This window comes from Mucilaginibacter angelicae, assembly GCF_042434235.1.
GTDB classification, from domain to species: domain Bacteria; phylum Bacteroidota; class Bacteroidia; order Sphingobacteriales; family Sphingobacteriaceae; genus Mucilaginibacter; species Mucilaginibacter angelicae.
Genome location: NZ_JBHLTS010000022.1, coordinates 538022 through 553994, shown reverse-complemented (window position 1 = coordinate 553994; position 15973 = coordinate 538022). Strand labels below are relative to the sequence as shown.

16 protein-coding genes are annotated in these 15973 nt (G+C 41.2%); 6 read left to right on the top strand and 10 right to left on the bottom strand.

Features of this window, described 5'->3' with window-relative positions; genetic code table 11:
* Window positions 1-495: 495 nt before the first annotated feature.
* The 3 genes from dnaA (at window position 496) to ACFFGT_RS14465 (ending at window position 4917) form a co-directional block, all read left to right on the top strand.
* On the top strand, window positions 496-1920 hold the full coding sequence (gene dnaA, locus ACFFGT_RS14475; RefSeq protein WP_090528828.1) for a chromosomal replication initiator protein DnaA: 1425 nt from the start codon (window positions 496-498) through the stop codon (window positions 1918-1920).
* A 109-nt stretch (window positions 1921-2029) separates the two neighbouring features.
* On the top strand, window positions 2030-4420 hold the full coding sequence (locus ACFFGT_RS14470; RefSeq protein WP_377023252.1) for a TlpA family protein disulfide reductase: 2391 nt from the start codon (window positions 2030-2032) through the stop codon (window positions 4418-4420).
* Between the two features lie 41 nt (window positions 4421-4461).
* Window positions 4462-4917 carry a nuclear transport factor 2 family protein gene (locus ACFFGT_RS14465; RefSeq protein WP_377023251.1) on the top strand — a complete coding sequence of 152 codons (456 nt, stop codon included), beginning with the start codon at window positions 4462-4464 and terminating at the stop codon, window positions 4915-4917.
* Here the strand turns inward: ACFFGT_RS14465 and ACFFGT_RS14460 are convergent, their stop codons facing one another.
* The 7 genes from ACFFGT_RS14460 to ACFFGT_RS14430 all read right to left on the bottom strand — a co-directional run bounded on the left by ACFFGT_RS14460 (window position 4918) and on the right by ACFFGT_RS14430 (window position 9226).
* Window positions 4918-5445 (bottom strand): Uma2 family endonuclease, encoded by a 528-nt coding sequence (locus tag ACFFGT_RS14460; RefSeq protein WP_377023250.1) that lies wholly within the window; start codon window positions 5443-5445, stop codon window positions 4918-4920.
* A 39-nt stretch (window positions 5446-5484) separates the two neighbouring features.
* A complete protein-coding gene (locus ACFFGT_RS14455; protein WP_377023249.1) occupies window positions 5485-6036 on the bottom strand; it encodes an NUDIX hydrolase in 552 nt (183 codons plus the stop codon).
* Window positions 6029-6433 (bottom strand): hypothetical protein, encoded by a 405-nt coding sequence (locus ACFFGT_RS14450; RefSeq protein ID WP_377023248.1) that lies wholly within the window; start codon window positions 6431-6433, stop codon window positions 6029-6031. Before ACFFGT_RS14450 ends, ACFFGT_RS14455 begins: the two co-directional genes overlap by 8 nt.
* 27 nt (window positions 6434-6460) lie before the next feature.
* Window positions 6461-7255 (bottom strand): TPM domain-containing protein, encoded by a 795-nt coding sequence (locus tag ACFFGT_RS14445; RefSeq protein ID WP_377023247.1) that lies wholly within the window; start codon window positions 7253-7255, stop codon window positions 6461-6463.
* 11 nt (window positions 7256-7266) lie between these two features.
* On the bottom strand, window positions 7267-7701 hold the full coding sequence (locus ACFFGT_RS14440) for a TPM domain-containing protein (protein ID WP_377023246.1): 435 nt from the start codon (window positions 7699-7701) through the stop codon (window positions 7267-7269).
* A gap of 110 nt (window positions 7702-7811) precedes the next feature.
* A complete protein-coding gene (locus ACFFGT_RS14435) occupies window positions 7812-8393 on the bottom strand; it encodes a LemA family protein (protein WP_377023245.1) in 582 nt (193 codons plus the stop codon).
* Window positions 8394-8650: 257 nt separating this feature from the next.
* Entirely contained in the window at window positions 8651-9226 is a 576-nt protein-coding gene (locus ACFFGT_RS14430) for an RNA polymerase sigma factor (protein WP_377023244.1), read from the bottom strand.
* A 351-nt stretch (window positions 9227-9577) separates the two neighbouring features.
* Between ACFFGT_RS14430 and ACFFGT_RS14425 the strand changes: the two genes are divergently transcribed.
* Genes ACFFGT_RS14425 through ACFFGT_RS14415 form a run of 3 tightly spaced genes read left to right on the top strand, consistent with a single transcriptional unit; the run spans window position 9578 to window position 11968 of the window.
* Window positions 9578-11128 carry an NAD(P)/FAD-dependent oxidoreductase gene (locus tag ACFFGT_RS14425; protein ID WP_377023243.1) on the top strand — a complete coding sequence of 517 codons (1551 nt, stop codon included), beginning with the start codon at window positions 9578-9580 and terminating at the stop codon, window positions 11126-11128.
* Window positions 11125-11610 carry a DinB family protein gene (locus ACFFGT_RS14420; protein WP_377023242.1) on the top strand — a complete coding sequence of 162 codons (486 nt, stop codon included), beginning with the start codon at window positions 11125-11127 and terminating at the stop codon, window positions 11608-11610. Before ACFFGT_RS14425 ends, ACFFGT_RS14420 begins: the two co-directional genes overlap by 4 nt.
* Window positions 11603-11968, top strand: coding sequence for a CoA-binding protein (locus ACFFGT_RS14415; RefSeq protein WP_243485644.1), 366 nt, complete (start codon window positions 11603-11605; stop codon window positions 11966-11968). The genes ACFFGT_RS14420 and ACFFGT_RS14415 overlap by 8 nt, the downstream gene beginning before the upstream one ends.
* Before the next feature lie 117 nt (window positions 11969-12085).
* On the opposite strand, the gene ACFFGT_RS14410 is transcribed toward ACFFGT_RS14415, so the two are convergent.
* The 3 genes from ACFFGT_RS14410 to ACFFGT_RS14400 form a co-directional block, all read right to left on the bottom strand.
* Window positions 12086-13222, bottom strand: coding sequence for a hypothetical protein (locus tag ACFFGT_RS14410; protein ID WP_377023241.1), 1137 nt, complete (start codon window positions 13220-13222; stop codon window positions 12086-12088).
* Window positions 13223-13281: 59 nt separating this feature from the next.
* A complete protein-coding gene (locus tag ACFFGT_RS14405) occupies window positions 13282-13578 on the bottom strand; it encodes a hypothetical protein (protein ID WP_377023240.1) in 297 nt (98 codons plus the stop codon).
* Window positions 13579-13963: 385 nt separating this feature from the next.
* Entirely contained in the window at window positions 13964-15841 is a 1878-nt protein-coding gene (locus tag ACFFGT_RS14400; RefSeq protein ID WP_377023239.1) for an ABC transporter ATP-binding protein, read from the bottom strand.
* Between the last annotated feature and the right edge of the window lie 132 nt (window positions 15842-15973).

Below are 15973 nucleotides of genomic sequence, written 5' to 3'. Positions count from 1 at the left end.
CGTAACTTCGGTTGAAGCTATGCTGCCCCCGAAAATATCGCCGATGTTTTGGGGAGTATCGGCACCGTGACATGGCTTCTGTGCATGTGTTTATAGCGTGCCACAAATCAACAAAACCTGGTTTTTATTTTTATTAAGCACTAAACCAGTGCGTTATTTTTTAGTTTGTAATAATAGCTGAAACGGCTCAACAATTGCCCCTGTTTGGGCGTATAATTAAGGGTTGTGACCCTCGGTTTTGTTATTCTTTTTTTTGAAATTTCAAAAAAAGAAAAAAATAATTAAAAAATAATTGGATTATGATTTTTTACGGAAAATTATGCTAACCATACAAAATTTTCATTGAAAAATCGAATTTGTTAATAAAAAGCCAATTGTTAAAAAAGTGAAAATTTAATTTTTTTATAAGCTTTTTTTGGCAATATTCGATGTTCCGTAGCAAGGCCAAAAGTTGTTTCGCTGGGGGTTGGAAATCAATATTTTACTAATATCTATATGGAAAAAACTTGTACGAACGTTTGGAATAGCTGCCTTCAGATCATTAAAGACAACATACCGGCCCAGAGTTTTAAAACCTGGTTTGAGCCGATAAAAGCTTTGAGGATGGAAGGAAGTGTATTAACCATACAAGTACCAAGTTTATTCTTTTACGAGTGGCTTGAAGAGCACTATGTTGGGTTACTGCGCAAAACAATTAAGAAACAATTAGGCGATGAAGGACGTTTAGAGTATAATATAGTTGTTGAGCAATCATCAAGTAAACCATACACAACTAATATGCCTTCAAACGGAAATGGCGCTGATTCAAAACATCAGAGTATGCCGATACCTATTTCAATTAACAAGGATATTAAAAACCCCTTTGTTATACCCGGGCTCAAAAAGTTGAACGTAGATCCTCAGCTTAACCGTAACTACACCTTCGAAAATTTTGTTGAAGGTGATTGTAACCGCCTGGCCCGCTCGGCAGGTTACGCAGTAGCGGCTAAACCAGGGGGTACCTCATTTAACCCATTAATGATTTACGGTGGTGTAGGTTTAGGTAAAACTCACCTTGCCCAGGCCATCGGTAACGAAATTAAACGTACCCTGCCCGATAAGCTGGTGCTGTATGTATCGTGCGAGAAATTTACACAGCAATTTGTTGATGCTTTAAAGCATAATAATATAAACGATTTTGTGAACTTTTACCAGGCCATTGATGTGCTGATCATGGATGATGTTCACAACTTTGCCGGTAAGGAAAAAACACAGGATTTCTTCTTCCATATTTTTAACCACCTGCACCAGTCAGGCAAACAGCTGATCATTACATCAGATAAAGCGCCTAAGGATTTGGCCGGTTTGGAAGAGCGCCTGCTTTCGAGGTTTAAATGGGGCCTCTCTGCCGATTTGCAGATCCCTGACCTGGAAACCCGCATGGCTATCCTGAAAAACAAAATTTACCAGGATGGTATCGATCTGTCTAACGATGTGATCGAATACGTTGCCCATAATATCGATAATAACGTACGTGAGCTGGAAGGCGCTATGGTGTCATTGCTGGCACAATCAACCCTTAACCGTAAGGAGATTGACCTGAACCTGGCTAAACAAATGTTGAAAAACTTTGTGAAGAACTCATCTAAAGAAATTTCGATGGAATATATTCAAAGCCTGGTATGCGAATACTTTGAAGTACCTATTGAAATGGTGAAGTCACAAACCCGCAAACGTGAAATTGTACAGGCCCGTCAGATTTCTATGTACCTGGCAAAAGCCCATACCAAAAGCTCCCTCAAATCAATCGGTCATTTCTTTGGCGGCCGCGACCACTCAACCGTGATCTATGCCTGCCAAACCGTAGAAGACCTGATTGATACCGATAAGAAATTTAAAGGTTATGTAGCCGATATTCAGAAAAAGCTGAAAATGAGCTAATATTGCTTAGCCATAAGTATACGAAAGGCCGGTTAAATCAACCGGCCTTTTTTGTTTACTAAAGTTTTAAATGTAAATTTAACGGTTACAATACGCTGCTAAACCTTATATGAAAAAACTAACCCTGCTGCTGCTACTGCTTTTTGTTTGCTTTTCCCATATTTACGGCCAATCCATTATACTTGAAAAGAACAAGGAATTTGAAATGGATATCCATAACCTAAATCACTTTACAGATTATACCGAAAATTCAAACTACATATACGCTTTTAAAGTATTAGGAAAGGATGGTGTAAACACTTTACTGGATTGCCGAATGGTAAGAGCAGTCATATCTAACGTCAATAAAAATCCTATAAACAGTAATGCATTAAATAGTGACAGTGTTAGAACAGCAAGACTAAATTCATCCTGGACATTGACACCGCTTGCCTTATTACAACAGTCTTTTACAATAACGGTGGCTCCCAATGGCGATTTGGTGAAAATTAATGGAGTTGACGAGATTTTGCAAAAAGCAGCAAACCGATGGGTATTAAACGACAATATTGCAGCTGAATTGAAAAATAATGGCGTAGAATTTACAAAAGCCGCTATCGAAAAAATATTTCCTCAGTTGCCTAAACAAACAATTGGATACCGAAGTGAGTGGACTGGCCGGTATTTAAGCTTTAATGCTACTGCCATTGATGGGTCGCTCCTGTACCTCGTTATAGTAGGAAAAGATAAGGATCCGGATATTGGAGGCTCAGGTATTTTTAATCAGGTTACCGGGCTTTTTGAACAACTACAATATAAAACATTAATAAAACTCATTGACATAAATGGCAAAAATGAATCATATATAGATTTAAATTATAAACAAAAACTGCGTTACGGAAGCGGGCATTATTTAGCGGCAGATACTGCATGGATCAATATGCTGGTAAAAACCAATCAATATTTTGGTAAGGCTTTTATGGATAAAATGGATTTTGATAGTACGAGGGCTTTCACATATCTAAGGGCTCACGACGCTGCGTTTGCAAATGACCCATATTATGCAACGGCCAAACTTGATCTTGTACAGCGTGGGGCCGGCAATAACTATGAAGTGTATGGTAAACAGCTGCGGAATACTCCTGCCAAATTTTTAAAAGGAAATGAAGTGCACTTATTCAATAAATTCACCGAGTCGATGAATACGTCGGCCGATTCGGCTTATGAGGTGAGCAAGTACATGTATCAAATGGATACCTTTAACGGTTTGGTGCAAGAGTCGTACTCCCAAAACTTTTTATCTTTTAAAGTGGCCGACCTGCTGCAGGATGATGACTTTAAAAAGTATGTTGCTGATAAAAAGCTCTCTGATGCGGATGTGGAAAAGATGGTGGCCGAAATGAATGAGAAACGAAAAGTGGTAGAAACCAATGGCGCAAAACTACTTTCGTTACTCCATCAGGATAAGGACCCGATGATGCAGCAAAAGATTAACCCTTTATATTTATGGGTTAATGCCAAAAATCATGAAAACGATAATGCTGTTTTATCAAAAACTACCGACGCATTTATGAAGATGAGGGATAGTGAGATGAAAAACGGTAATGGGGGGCGGTATGCCCTGTTGTTTTATAAATTACTTTTAACTACACCACAAAAAAACAAAGCAAGCGCGGTGCTTCAAAAAACTATTGAAAATCTTGAACGATTTACCGCAGATACATTATATAAAAACCGCTACGCTGATCAAAATATATTGGCGTATGCGTGGTACCTGAAATACCAGGCCGCAAAACCTGCAGATTCGGTGAAGGCGCTGCAATATCTTTCAAAAGCAGCCCGGTATTCGCCTGCAGGTAATAAAGAAAAGGCGTATACCAGTTTTTATGATAGGGTTTTTCTGCACTCAAAAGAAAGCTACCGACAGGAATTTATTGAACGATTGTTTAGCGTAGGCGATAATGAACAGGCCTTAAAAGTTTTTGCTGATCATATTAATTCGGCCCCAACCAGTATTGGTGAAATGCAAAAAAATTATGAGGAGCATTTTCCAGGTAAAAAATTTAGGGATTTCTTTGTTGCAAATATTTTAACATCCTGGCAGGCGGCGCCGGATTTTGTTTTAAAAGGAATTGACGGTAAGGAACGCTCGTTGGCCGAATTTAAGAACCATTGGCTGGTTATTGATTTTTGGGGAACCTGGTGTCCTCCTTGTCGCGGAGAAATGCCGGATATCAATGCTTTTAATAAAGAACTGAAAGATGGAAAATATACGGGGATCAATTTTTTAAGCGTGGCCTGCAGGGATAGAGCAGACAACGTAAAGGCATACCTGGATAATAATAAATTTGATATCCCAGCCGCCATGGCAAATGAAACCATCGAAAAGCTATATAAGATTGTAGGTTATCCTTCAAAGATCCTCGTATCGCCCGAGGGGAAAATGCTGGCATTAAAGTTTGGGGATGATTGGGCAAGCACCATAAAAAAGTTTAACGATCTGTATCCGGTAAATGATTAAACCCGCATTTTGGGATAATAATAAATGCGGTATATTTAGGTATGAGAAAACTTATCCTGTGTGCTTTTATCCTGTTATCATTAAAATCCTTCGCCCAGCAAACGGAGCAGGACGCTATTAAACAAACCATCAGTACCATGTTTAATGCCATGCGTAAAGGCGACAGCACCATGCTGCGTTCTACCTTTGCTAAAGGCATCGTATTTCAGGGGGTAGCCAGCAAAAAGGATGGAAAAGTAAGTTTGGAAACAGAAAACCCCGACGATTTTATAAAGATGGTGGGCACCCCGCATAAAGGCGTTTATGATGAACGGGTAACCTTTGCCGATATCAAAATTGATGGCCCCCTGGCCAGCGTTTGGGCGCCATACAAGTTTTATTTAGATGACAAATACAGCCACTGCGGTGTGGACGTTTTCCAACTGATGAAAACTAATGATGGCTGGAAGATCATTTACATTGTTGATACCCGGCGCAAGGATAATTGCCCGGAGTAGTTAAAAGGTAAGTGTTAATGATAGCTGGCTAAGAACCACACGGCCTGGTAAACCCGATTGCTGCTGATAATTGCCGGCAACCAAAAGATAGTGTAATACTTCTTTGCTATCGGCATCCACAATAATATATTCAGCTATGCCATTGCGCCTGTAAAGCTCAAATTTTTTTTCTTTATCGTAATTCTTGTTTGAGGAAAGGATCTCAATTACCAGATCGGGGGCACCGTAAATACCTTTTCTTTGAATTATATCAGCGTGTTCTTTTTTTATATAGATAATATCCGGCTGCACAACGTTTTGCTCCGCATCCAGGTAAACATCACAAGGTGCAATAAACACCTCCCCTAAACCGGCATCTTTTGTTGCTGATCTGAGCTGGTAAGCGAGATCGAATAAGATCCGTTGGTGATCGGTAGTAGGCGAGGGCGACATATAAAGCGTGTTATCGATTACTTCACACAAAGTACCCTCTGGTAGCAGGTTAAATACTTCCATCGCCGTTCTCGGTATATCTAAAATGTTTTTCATCTTATGCTAAAATAAACAAAAAGTAGAAAAGGTGCAATCTTACATCACCCCCAGTTTCATCATTCCATAAAACAAACCGGCGCAATGCATGGCTTGTTTTATCTGGTTATTAAGCAGTAATTGTTTCACCTCTTCAATGGTGTATTCTTCAACAATAAGGTCTTCCAATTCATCGAGGTGCTGGCCCTGTACTTTTTTTCCGCCTTTGGTAAAATAGGTAAATGTTTGATTGTTGGCAGTTGATGGGTTGCCGTATACTGTGCAGATCAATTCAAATTCATCAAACTGGTAACCGGTTTCTTCCAGCAATTCGCGGCGTATGGCATGTACAGGTTCTTCTCCCGCATCAATAACACCACCCGGAATTTCCAATGAGATAATGCCTGCCGCATGGCGGTATTGTTTTACCATCAATACCTTGTTATCCTCAGTTATGGCTATCGCGTTAACCCAGTTTGGGTATTCGAGTACATAGTAATCTTCAACTATTTTACCGTTTGGCATTTCGCATTTATCAATGCGGAGGGTAGCCCAGGGGCCTTTATGGATATATGATGATGAAAGTAGTTTCCAGGTGAGATCTTTACTCATAGTTGTTTTGCAGAAATTGATAGATAGCGTTGCGTTTATTTATATTTTCAAAAGAGGTACGATGGTGATCTTTTTCCAGGCGGTTAAATATGGAAATGATCTTTTGTAACCCGGCTAATGTTTCATCATTGGCAATAAAAGGCTCATAATACATATATAATAACTGGGCTAAAGCATCCAGCTTCTCTGGCGAATAATTCCTTTCATCAAGTATAAGGTCAAAATCTTCGATACTTAATTCAAGCAATTCCGGCAATTTAAGGTCATACTCATCCTGAAGCATTTGATCAGCGTGTTGAATAAACGCTTCAGGATTTACCGCATTTTTAAAGCCGGCAAGCCTTGTGATGGAGTACACGATTTTTTCAATCTCGTTTAAGATGAAATCTCTTTGCATAGGTAGGAGATATTGTATTGTGAGTGTTTACCAGCTGCCGCTTGAGCCGCCGCCGCCGCCGCTGCCGCCGCCAAAACCTCCAAAGCCGCCTCCACTATCAGAGTCACCACCGGAGAAGCCTCCCCAGTCGCTGCCGCTGCTGCGGCCGCCACCGCCAAGCATATTGCCTGCCAGGAACCACCAGAACGGGCTTGCTCCACCACGACGACCGATGATTTGCCGGCCGCCACCACCGCCACGGTTACGGAATATCAATATCAGGATAACCACTATGATCATCAGCACTATAAGCCCGGCAGAACCAGCGCCGCTGTTATGCTTATTTGCTTTTTTTGCAGCTTTATACTCACCTTTCATGGCTTTAATGATGCTGTTGGTACCTGCATCAAGCCCGCCATAATAGTCGCCTTGTTTAAAATGTGGTTTAAGGTCGTTTTGGATAATATCCTGCGTAACAATATCGGGCAAGGGGCCTTCGGCGCCGTAGCCGGTTTGGATACTCATTTTACGGTCGCCGATGGCTACCAGTACAAGCACGCCATTGTTTTTGTCTTTTTGGCCAATGCCCCATTTGCGTAATAGCTGTGCGCCATAGTCATTAATATCATAGTTACCAACCGATTTCAGGATCACCACCGCAATTTGTGTAGAGGTAGAATCATTAAAAGTCACCAGCTTACGTTCCAGTTGCTGTTTATCAGCCGGGCTTAACGTGTTGGTGTAGTCGGTAACGAGGGTATTGGAGCGTTCCGGAAAATCCTGTGCTGTTGCAGCAATAGCACAGAGTATAAATCCAAAGAACAGTATAAACTTTTTGAACATGTTTTTAATTTTTAATCACCATCCATAAAGGCAATATCATCAGGAAGTTCGTTTTGATCGCCGTCATGATGCGGGAAATATTTTTGCAGCTGTTCGCCGGCAATTTTCAGGCCTGTAACAATACCTTCTACAATATCACCATATTTAAAATGCTGCAGCATATCATCGCGGGTAGTATCCCAAAAATCGGGTGGTACCACCTGGTTAATGCCGGCATCGCCAATAATGGCAAATTTACGGTCGACAGTGGCAACATACACCAGAACACCATGCCTGAGCTTGGTTTTGTGCATATTGAGCTGCTGAAAATATTTTGCCGCGCGGTCAAGGACATTCTCGCTGCATCTTTTTTCAATACAAACTCTGATCTCGCCCGATGAGCGGCTTTCGGCCTCCTCAATAGCCCGGCGAATGCGCTGCTGTTCCTCTTCGTTAAATACAGCCATATATTTTTATATGATTACACTGATTAGTTTTAATTACACCGATTGTTTCGATTTGCCGGGAAAAATCGGTGTAATCAAAAAAATAAAACAATCGGTGTAATCCCATCAAATTAGTTAAACTCTACTTTAGGGGCTTTGTCGGCACCAGGTTCGGCAGTGAAATAGCCTTTTGCAGAAAAACCGAACATTTTGGCAGTTATATTGGCCGGGAATGAGCGGATCTTGCTGTTGTACTCCTGAACGGCATCATTAAAATCTTTGCGCGATACGTTGATCCTGTTTTCGGTACCTTCCAGTTGAATTTGAAGGTCGTGGAAATTGGAGTTCGATTTCAGGTCGGGATAGTTTTCAGTAATCGAAAGTAATTTACCAAGGGCGGCACTAAGTTCCCCCTGCGATGCCTGGAATGCTTTTATAGATTCGGGTGTAAGCTTATTGGGGTCAACCTGGATAGATGTTGCTTTTGAGCGGGCTTCAACTACGGCGGTAAGCGTGCTTTTTTCAAAATTGGCAGCACCTTTCACAGTATTAACTAAATTAGGGATCAGATCGCTGCGGCGCTGATAGTCGCTTTGTACGGCGCCCCATTTGGCCTTAACGGTTTCATCTAATTTAACCATGCTGTTGTAGCTGCATGAACTTAAGGACATAGCCGTCACTATAACTAATATAGCCGAGAATAACTTTTTCATTTGTTTTTCGTGTGTTTTATGTGATATTTTGGGTTAGAGTGCAAATCGCGTACCGTTGTTACAACAGGGGTGTGCTGCTGACAACGTGTCAAGGTACGGTTTTTTGGGAAGTTATGGAAGAAAGAGGTTAGAGATTGGCGAATAGAGGTTAGGTTTTAAGAGATATGCGATATTTGCTTCCTGTTATAAAAGCAGAAAGCCCCATCAGGGGCTGCAGCTTTGTGAATGATAAGGTGAGTTTTAAGGGTAGGATTGCTTTATCCTGCCAGGCAGTGTTCTTCGCGCATGGTTAGTTTGGCTACCATGTCTTTTAAAAGTGTACGGGCGCGGTGCAGCGTGGTGCGTGATAATAATTCGCTCATGCCCAGTGATGAGCCAATTTCCTGGTGCGAGTAACCTTCAATAGCATACATATTGAAAACAGAGCGGTATGTTTTTGGTAGTTTTTGTACCAGTTTCATCAGGTCTTTAGCTTCAAGGCCGTTATCATTATATGAACTGCTGATAGGCATGGCCGAAGCTTCTTCTCCTGCAAAATCATCAACCAAAACCATTGGCTTTAATTTGCGGTAGCGTGATATGGCACAGTGCACCATGATCCGGCGGATCCATCCCTCCAAACTACCTTCGCCGCGGTAGTTTTTCATGTTGCGGAACATTTTTATAAAACCCTCCTGTAATATATCCTGTGCTTCATCTTTATCGGTTGCGTAACGCATGCAAACTGCCAGCATGCGGGGTGCTAATAACCTGTATAATTGTTCCTGGCTCTTCCTGTCGTTAGTCATGCAGCCATTCCATATTGTGTGTAAGCGTTCGTCGGCGGTAGTCATTTTTTTATTATTTAAATACATGAGGTGCATGCCAATCTAAGTGCCATTTTGTAATTTGTTGATTTTCAGTAAATTATTTTTTATTGAATTTTAAAACTGTTCGATAGCGTACGGTCATTGTGCAAAGCCGAACGGTTTTGCGTGTCTTTTTCAGTGTATAGTTTTTTTCGGACGAATCATCTTAAAGGAGGGAATCAATAAATTTAGCGTTACAAACGCTAAACCATATTAAGCACTCGTTAAAAACGAGCGCAAGATTAATGCAAATCAAAAGCACCCCCTTTGGAGGGCTGGGGGGCTGCGGTTTTTTCTTAACTTTGCACCATCCGGGATAAAAACCCGGCATCAGGTATGACAAAAGAAACAGAGATAGTTTGTCCTCCCGGACAGCATGAAGACGAGGCGGTTTTAAAGCAACTGGCCGCGTCGGCACTTAATATTCCCCTGAAAAACATTACGGCATTAAAAATTTTAAAGCGCTCTATTGATGCGCGCGGCCGCCGTGTGGTTTACCGCATGCAGGTACGGGTTTTTATGCAGGAAGCTTATCAGCCCGAAGTTTTTACTGTTAATTACCCAAATGTGCAATTTGGCCGACCGGTAATTATTGTTGGTGCAGGCCCCGCCGGGCTGTTTGCCGCCCTGCAATGTATCGAACTTGGCTTAAAGCCGGTTGTTATTGAGCGCGGAAAAGACGTTAAACAACGCCGCCGGGATTTGGCCAATATCAACAAACAGGGCCTCGTTAATCCCGAATCAAATTATTGTTTTGGCGAAGGCGGGGCTGGGACCTACTCGGACGGTAAGCTGTATACCCGCTCAACCAAGCGGGGCGACGTGAATCAGGTACTAAAAATGTTTGTAGCCCATGGCGCTGCCGAAGATATACTGATTGATGCCCGCCCGCACATCGGCACCAATAAACTACCGCAGATCATCACTGCAATGCGCGAAACCGTGCTGAACGCGGGCGGCGAAATCCTGTTTGATACCAAAGTAACCCAGTTGCTGGTTGATTTTGGAAAGATCAAAGGTGTAAAAATCTCATCGGGCGAAAAAATGATGGCTGATGCTGTGATCCTGGCTACCGGGCACTCGGCAAGGGATGTGTTTGAAATGCTGCACAGTCAAAATATTTTGATTGAGGCCAAGCCTTTTGCTTTGGGTGTGCGGATAGAGCATCCGCAGGAAATAATTGACCGTGCACAATACCATTGCGAATACCGCGGGCCCGATCTGCCTCCATCGTACTACAGTCTTGTTGAACAGGTTGACGACCGCGGTGTGTTTTCTTTCTGTATGTGCCCCGGCGGTATCATTGCCCCATGCTCAACCGAAGCAGGCGAAATAGTGGTGAACGGCTGGAGCCCCTCAAAACGAAACAATCCTTTTGCCAATTCAGGCACAGTAGTACAGATCAATTTAGAGGATGTTGCCGGCGATGATAATGATCCTTTTAAAATGCTGAACTTTCAAAAACAGGTGGAGCAGGCTGCCTTCGCGGCAGGAGGCGGTAACCTGGTAGCACCCGGCCAGCGCATGGTTGATTTTGTTCAAAACCGTTTATCAACCGATTTGCCGGTTAACTCGTATCTGCCAGGTACCAAAAGTGTTGAATTGAAAGAGGTATTGCCTAATTGGATCAATGAGCGTTTACGTAAGGCCTTACCCGTGTTCGGCAAAAAAATGAAAGGTTATTATACCAACGAAGCTATTTTGGTAGGTGTTGAATCGCGTACATCATCACCGGTCAAAATTCCGCGCGATAAGGAAACGCTGCAGCATCCGCAGGTTACCGGTTTATTTCCGTGCGGAGAGGGCGCAGGTTATGCAGGTGGTATAATTTCTGCTGCTATTGATGGCATTAACTGTGCAAGTGCTGCTTTAAAAATATTATCATGACCACATCTCAAAAATTATTTAACGAGCTTGAAAGCGTTTTATCCGGCGAACCATGGTATGGCCCCTCGGTTTATTCTATTGTCGACGGTATCAGCTTTGAAGCAGCCTATGAAAAACCTGCCGGATCAATCCATAACATTGCCGGTATCATTCTGCACATGGTAGGCTGGACTGAAGAGGTAATGGACCGTATGAACGGTATGGAAGCCCAACTGCCTGTAAGGGGCGACTGGCCCGAACCAGGCCAGCCCGATGAACAAAAGTGGAAATGGATTGTTGAAGATTTAAAGCTGGTGAACGTAAACCTGGCAGGCTTTATCCAAAACTTCCCCGAGGAAAAATGGATTGAGCCTGTTACCGGTAAGCTTGACCGGGAATTGGGAACAGGCGAAACTTATGAACACCAGGCGAGCGGTTTGATCCAGCATCATATTTATCATTCGGCTCAAATTGCTTTACTAAACAGGATGATCAATGGCTGATAAGAAAACATTAATATTAGGGGCAACACCCGATACCAGCAGATATGCCAACTTTGCGGCCACCCGTTTGGTTGAACGTGGGCATACCATTGTTAACGTTGGTATAAAGACTGGCGAAGTTGCCGGTGTTCCTATCGAAAAGCCCGAAACCATACACCATGATATCGATACTATTACACTATACGTTGGTCCGCAAAACCAACCGCCGCTGTACGATTATATATTGAACACTAATCCTAAACGGATCATATTTAACCCCGGAACCGAGAATACTGAGTTAAGGCGTAAAGCCAATGAAAAAGGTATCGAAACGGAGTACGCCTGTACATTGGTGATGCTGTCGGTAGGGGAGTATTGAGATAGGGGGGAAACCTTGATTTTGAGGGGGATAATTCAGCAATAATATCGGCAATGAACTCTATCTATATATTATCATTCAATATATAGATAGAGTTCATTGCCGAATGGGACGTTTTTAGTTGGTGAAGCCAATAAGATTACCTTCGGCTGTACCATTTCCGCTTGGAGGGGTAGCAGGTACAGGGTGATATAAATTCCCTTGATGTGTACCTCTTATAAAACCACCAACATCTGCAGCGGCTAAGATAGTGTGACAAGGTAACCATCTCTTATAAAAATAGTCATAATAGTACGAAGGCCAGTATAATACCAAATTGCCATCGTCTTGTAAATAGTAAAATGGAGTATTTGGAACATTTGTTGTGTTAACGTCTCCATTATTATCATAGCGATTTGAAGACCACGCGCTTGTAAAAGCACCTTGAGTCTTGACTTTGTTATAAAGAACAAGATTTGCATCTTTTTGAAAATATAAAGCCCCTGCCGCTTTTCCTTGCGTCTCAGTCGACCAAAGAGGCTTTTCTGTTCCATCTGCATTTTTTGAATAAACCACTAAATTGCCATCTGTTTGCAAAATAAGTTTCACTTTTCCATTAGGTGAATATATAACCTGACCGGTTGTCAATACTGGATTATCACTCATTGGTATTTTCGTGCCGTTTATGATCGGTTTTGTTGTAAATTCAAAAGTTGTGTAGTAGTACTGAAAAGGAAAAACACAAGCTCTTCCGGTAAACACAAATGGACCGTTATATACCGGTGTTGTGACTGGAGGAGAGGATGGAGTTCCAACGTTATAAATTGTTGTTGCGTATTGAGTTATTGGAAGACTACTTTTATTCCCTTGCTGATCAAATGCGTAGCTTACATATTTAAAAAAAATATAGCCTGATGTCTTCCCTGCTGGTAAGCTTGCTGTTATGGTTTTAGAATAAAAGCCTTGGGTAAAATCGCTTCCATGTATTTGTAAAGGAGTTGAGATTGCTAATTCATTAGATGTCCCTATACTGGAGGTGGAATTCCATACAACTGTTACTGTCCAGTCTACATCTTCAAAACCAGAAGCATTTAACGCCCTTGAAATGGTAAAGTCAGCCTGAAATGTGGTTGGCAATGTACTATTTGGTATGGTAAGATTTCCACTTGTTAAATAACTCGATTGAATGGCAAATTGCGATAACGCACTCGCTGTAGCTTTATTAATGTTCTTAGCAAATAATAGAATTATAACTATTAATAATTTTTTTTTCATCTGAAGTGTTTAATTGTTTATCGATTAGATATTTAAATAGCGATTAATGGGAATAATAACTATTTATTAGATTCATAAATCAATTTGTATTCATTTGATTTATTGTATAGTTGTTCAACCTCTGCCCAGCTATAATTAACCGAATTAGGCAGTAAAAAGCTGTTGGATTTCACATCATACTTGATGCGATCTTTATCAATACGGAATGATATTGAGAGAAATTTAGTAAATGCCTCAGCTTGAGGTTTTGATGAGGGAAAAACAGTTTCGCTGGTCCGACAGGATGAAATTAAAAAAAAAGAAGTAATAAGAAATAAGCTAATTTTCGCTTTAATGTGACTGGTTTTGGGTTTCATAAATGTTATTTTGGCAAGTATAGGGATAAATCCTAAAAAAATATATAAAATAACATGTTATTTTATATATTAATAAATGCCCAAAATTAGTTATGCTGAACAAGCATCATGCAATGTGCGGTTTAGGGAAATCAAAGTAATTTAGGCTTTAGCATAAATATGTTCCCAATTTGCATCTTAATACTTTTGACACTTGAGGTGCCTATTCTTCTGCCTTAGTGTTTGATCTCGGTGGATTTGGTGATCAAATATTTCCTGATTAAAGGGATTGCAGAAATTGAACAAATTTAATTAATGACAAAACCTTGCTTGACTTTAAAATAAGGTTGTATAGGTAAGCATGCTTCAGATTGATTCAAAAGCGCTACTGTTAGAAACGGCTGTATTATAGTTGCGCATTAAAAGCCTGCATATCTATCAGCTTTCTGTACAAGCCGTTGTTCTGCAATAACTCAATATGCGAACCGCGCTCAACAATGCAGCCATTTTCAAGTACAATAATAATATCCGCATTTTGAATGGTGCTTAAGCGGTGGGCGATAATAAGCGAGGTACGGTTTTTCATCAGGTTATTTAAAGCTTCCTGAACCAGTTTTTCTGATTCGGTATCCAGTGCGGATGTTGCTTCATCCAATAACATAATGGGCGGATTGTTCAGCACTGCACGGGCAATGCAGATCCGCTGGCGCTGGCCGCCGGATAGTTTTGTGCCGCGGTCACCCGTGTTGGTTTGGTAGCCGTTTGGCGTTTCCATAATAAAGTTATGGGCGTTGGCAATGCGGGCTGCAGCTTCCACCTCTTCCATGGTTACATTTGGTTTGCCAAAGGCGATGTTGTTGAAAATGGTATCGTTAAATAAAATAGACTCCTGATTAACTATGCCCATTAATGCCCTTAATGATTCCATGGTAACTGTTTGTATATTTTTACCATCGATGGAAATAGTACCCGACTGTGGCTCACTAAACCGGGGCAACAGATCCATTAAAGTTGATTTCCCACCACCCGATGGTCCAACTAAGGCTACTGTTTTTCCTTTCGGGATTTCAAGATCGAGATTTTTAAGTACATATTTTTCGGTTTCAGGCAATTGTTTATCGGAGCCGGCAATCCTGGCAGCATCAGGTTTAACTGTATAGGCAAATGATACGTTTTCAAATTTAACCTTATCCTCAAAGCCGGTAAGTTCTGTGGCATTGGGAGCATTAACAATTAACGGCTTTTCATCAATCAGTGCCAGTACACGCTCTCCTGCTGCAATACCCGAATGGATATTGCTAAATGAATCTGATATAGCTTTAGCAGGGCGCATAACCTGCGAAAACATAGCGATGTAAACAATGAAATTATCGGCTGATAACGTACCCTGATGATTGATAATTAATGATCCTCCGTATAATACAATACCCGCAACCATTAACACACCCAAAAATTCAGATACAGGTGAGGCCAGTTGCTGCCTTTTTGCCATGGAGCGTGTAATTCTTGAATACTCCTTGTTTTCGTGATCAAAACGTTTTTTTATAAACGGAACGGCATTAAATGCTTTGATGATCTTGATGCCGGATAAGGCTTCATCAAGGTTGCTGATCATGTTACTGTAGGTTTGTTGTGATTCGGCAGCCTGCTCTTTAAGGCGTTTAACTATCCTTGATATGATAAATGCCGAAACAGGAATTATCAGCATAGAAAATAACGTTAGCTTAACCGATATTACAAATAAAAATATAAGGTAAGTTATAAGCTGGAAAGGTTCCTTGAACGCTACCTGCAGCGTGCCTGTTACAGAAAACTGAACAACCTGTACATCAGCCGAAATTTTTGAAAGGATATCGCCCTTGCGTTCATTACTAAAATAGCCTAAATGCAGGTTCATCACATTATTGAAAACTGTGCGACGCAGGTTGAGCAGCGTGTATATACGCAGGTTTTCCATAATACGCTGCGAAAAATAACGGAACAGGTTACTTAATAGTACTGAAACAATTATGGCAACACAAACAAATTTTAAAGCACCCAACGGACCATAAATTAAATTAGCCTCATGTGCGAAATAGTCGAAATCTTTTAAGGGGTTCCACCAGTTTGCCGGTTTTGTTATTACTTCGGCGGTTTTGGGATCAAAAATTGTTTTTAACAATGGCGCCAGCAAGGCAAGGTTAAGGGTATTAAATATTACTGAAAATAAAGTACATATAAAGTAAGGGAACGCGAATTTACCTATAGGACGGGCAAATGACAGAAGCCTGAAATAAATCTTCATTAAATAATTTTAAAAGTGCAAAGCTAATAGTAATTAAGTAATTAAAACGATCAAAAATTTAGAAGCACTCAGGATGTTTTAGCAGGGTTTGCAACGTAACGGACAAGGGTGGTTTTAAAAACTCCCCGATTT

Excerpts from the sequence above, each read along its gene's own strand:
- dnaA (WP_090528828.1), top strand. The coding sequence starts at position 496 with ATGGAAAAAACTTGTACGAACGTTTGGAATAGCTGCCTTCAGATCATT.
- ACFFGT_RS14470 (WP_377023252.1), top strand. The coding sequence starts at position 2,030 with ATGAAAAAACTAACCCTGCTGCTGCTACTGCTTTTTGTTTGCTTTTCC.
- ACFFGT_RS14465 (WP_377023251.1), top strand. The coding sequence starts at position 4,462 with ATGAGAAAACTTATCCTGTGTGCTTTTATCCTGTTATCATTAAAATCC.
- ACFFGT_RS14460 (WP_377023250.1), bottom strand. The coding sequence starts at position 5,445 with ATGAAAAACATTTTAGATATACCGAGAACGGCGATGGAAGTATTTAAC.
- ACFFGT_RS14455 (WP_377023249.1), bottom strand. The coding sequence starts at position 6,036 with ATGAGTAAAGATCTCACCTGGAAACTACTTTCATCATCATATATCCAT.
- ACFFGT_RS14450 (WP_377023248.1), bottom strand. The coding sequence starts at position 6,433 with ATGCAAAGAGATTTCATCTTAAACGAGATTGAAAAAATCGTGTACTCC.
- ACFFGT_RS14445 (WP_377023247.1), bottom strand. The coding sequence starts at position 7,255 with ATGTTCAAAAAGTTTATACTGTTCTTTGGATTTATACTCTGTGCTATT.
- ACFFGT_RS14440 (WP_377023246.1), bottom strand. The coding sequence starts at position 7,701 with ATGGCTGTATTTAACGAAGAGGAACAGCAGCGCATTCGCCGGGCTATT.
- ACFFGT_RS14435 (WP_377023245.1), bottom strand. The coding sequence starts at position 8,393 with ATGAAAAAGTTATTCTCGGCTATATTAGTTATAGTGACGGCTATGTCC.
- ACFFGT_RS14430 (WP_377023244.1), bottom strand. The coding sequence starts at position 9,226 with ATGACTACCGCCGACGAACGCTTACACACAATATGGAATGGCTGCATG.
- ACFFGT_RS14425 (WP_377023243.1), top strand. The coding sequence starts at position 9,578 with ATGACAAAAGAAACAGAGATAGTTTGTCCTCCCGGACAGCATGAAGAC.
- ACFFGT_RS14420 (WP_377023242.1), top strand. The coding sequence starts at position 11,125 with ATGACCACATCTCAAAAATTATTTAACGAGCTTGAAAGCGTTTTATCC.
- ACFFGT_RS14415 (WP_243485644.1), top strand. The coding sequence starts at position 11,603 with ATGGCTGATAAGAAAACATTAATATTAGGGGCAACACCCGATACCAGC.
- ACFFGT_RS14410 (WP_377023241.1), bottom strand. The coding sequence starts at position 13,222 with ATGAAAAAAAAATTATTAATAGTTATAATTCTATTATTTGCTAAGAAC.
- ACFFGT_RS14405 (WP_377023240.1), bottom strand. The coding sequence starts at position 13,578 with ATGAAACCCAAAACCAGTCACATTAAAGCGAAAATTAGCTTATTTCTT.
- ACFFGT_RS14400 (WP_377023239.1), bottom strand. The coding sequence starts at position 15,841 with ATGAAGATTTATTTCAGGCTTCTGTCATTTGCCCGTCCTATAGGTAAA.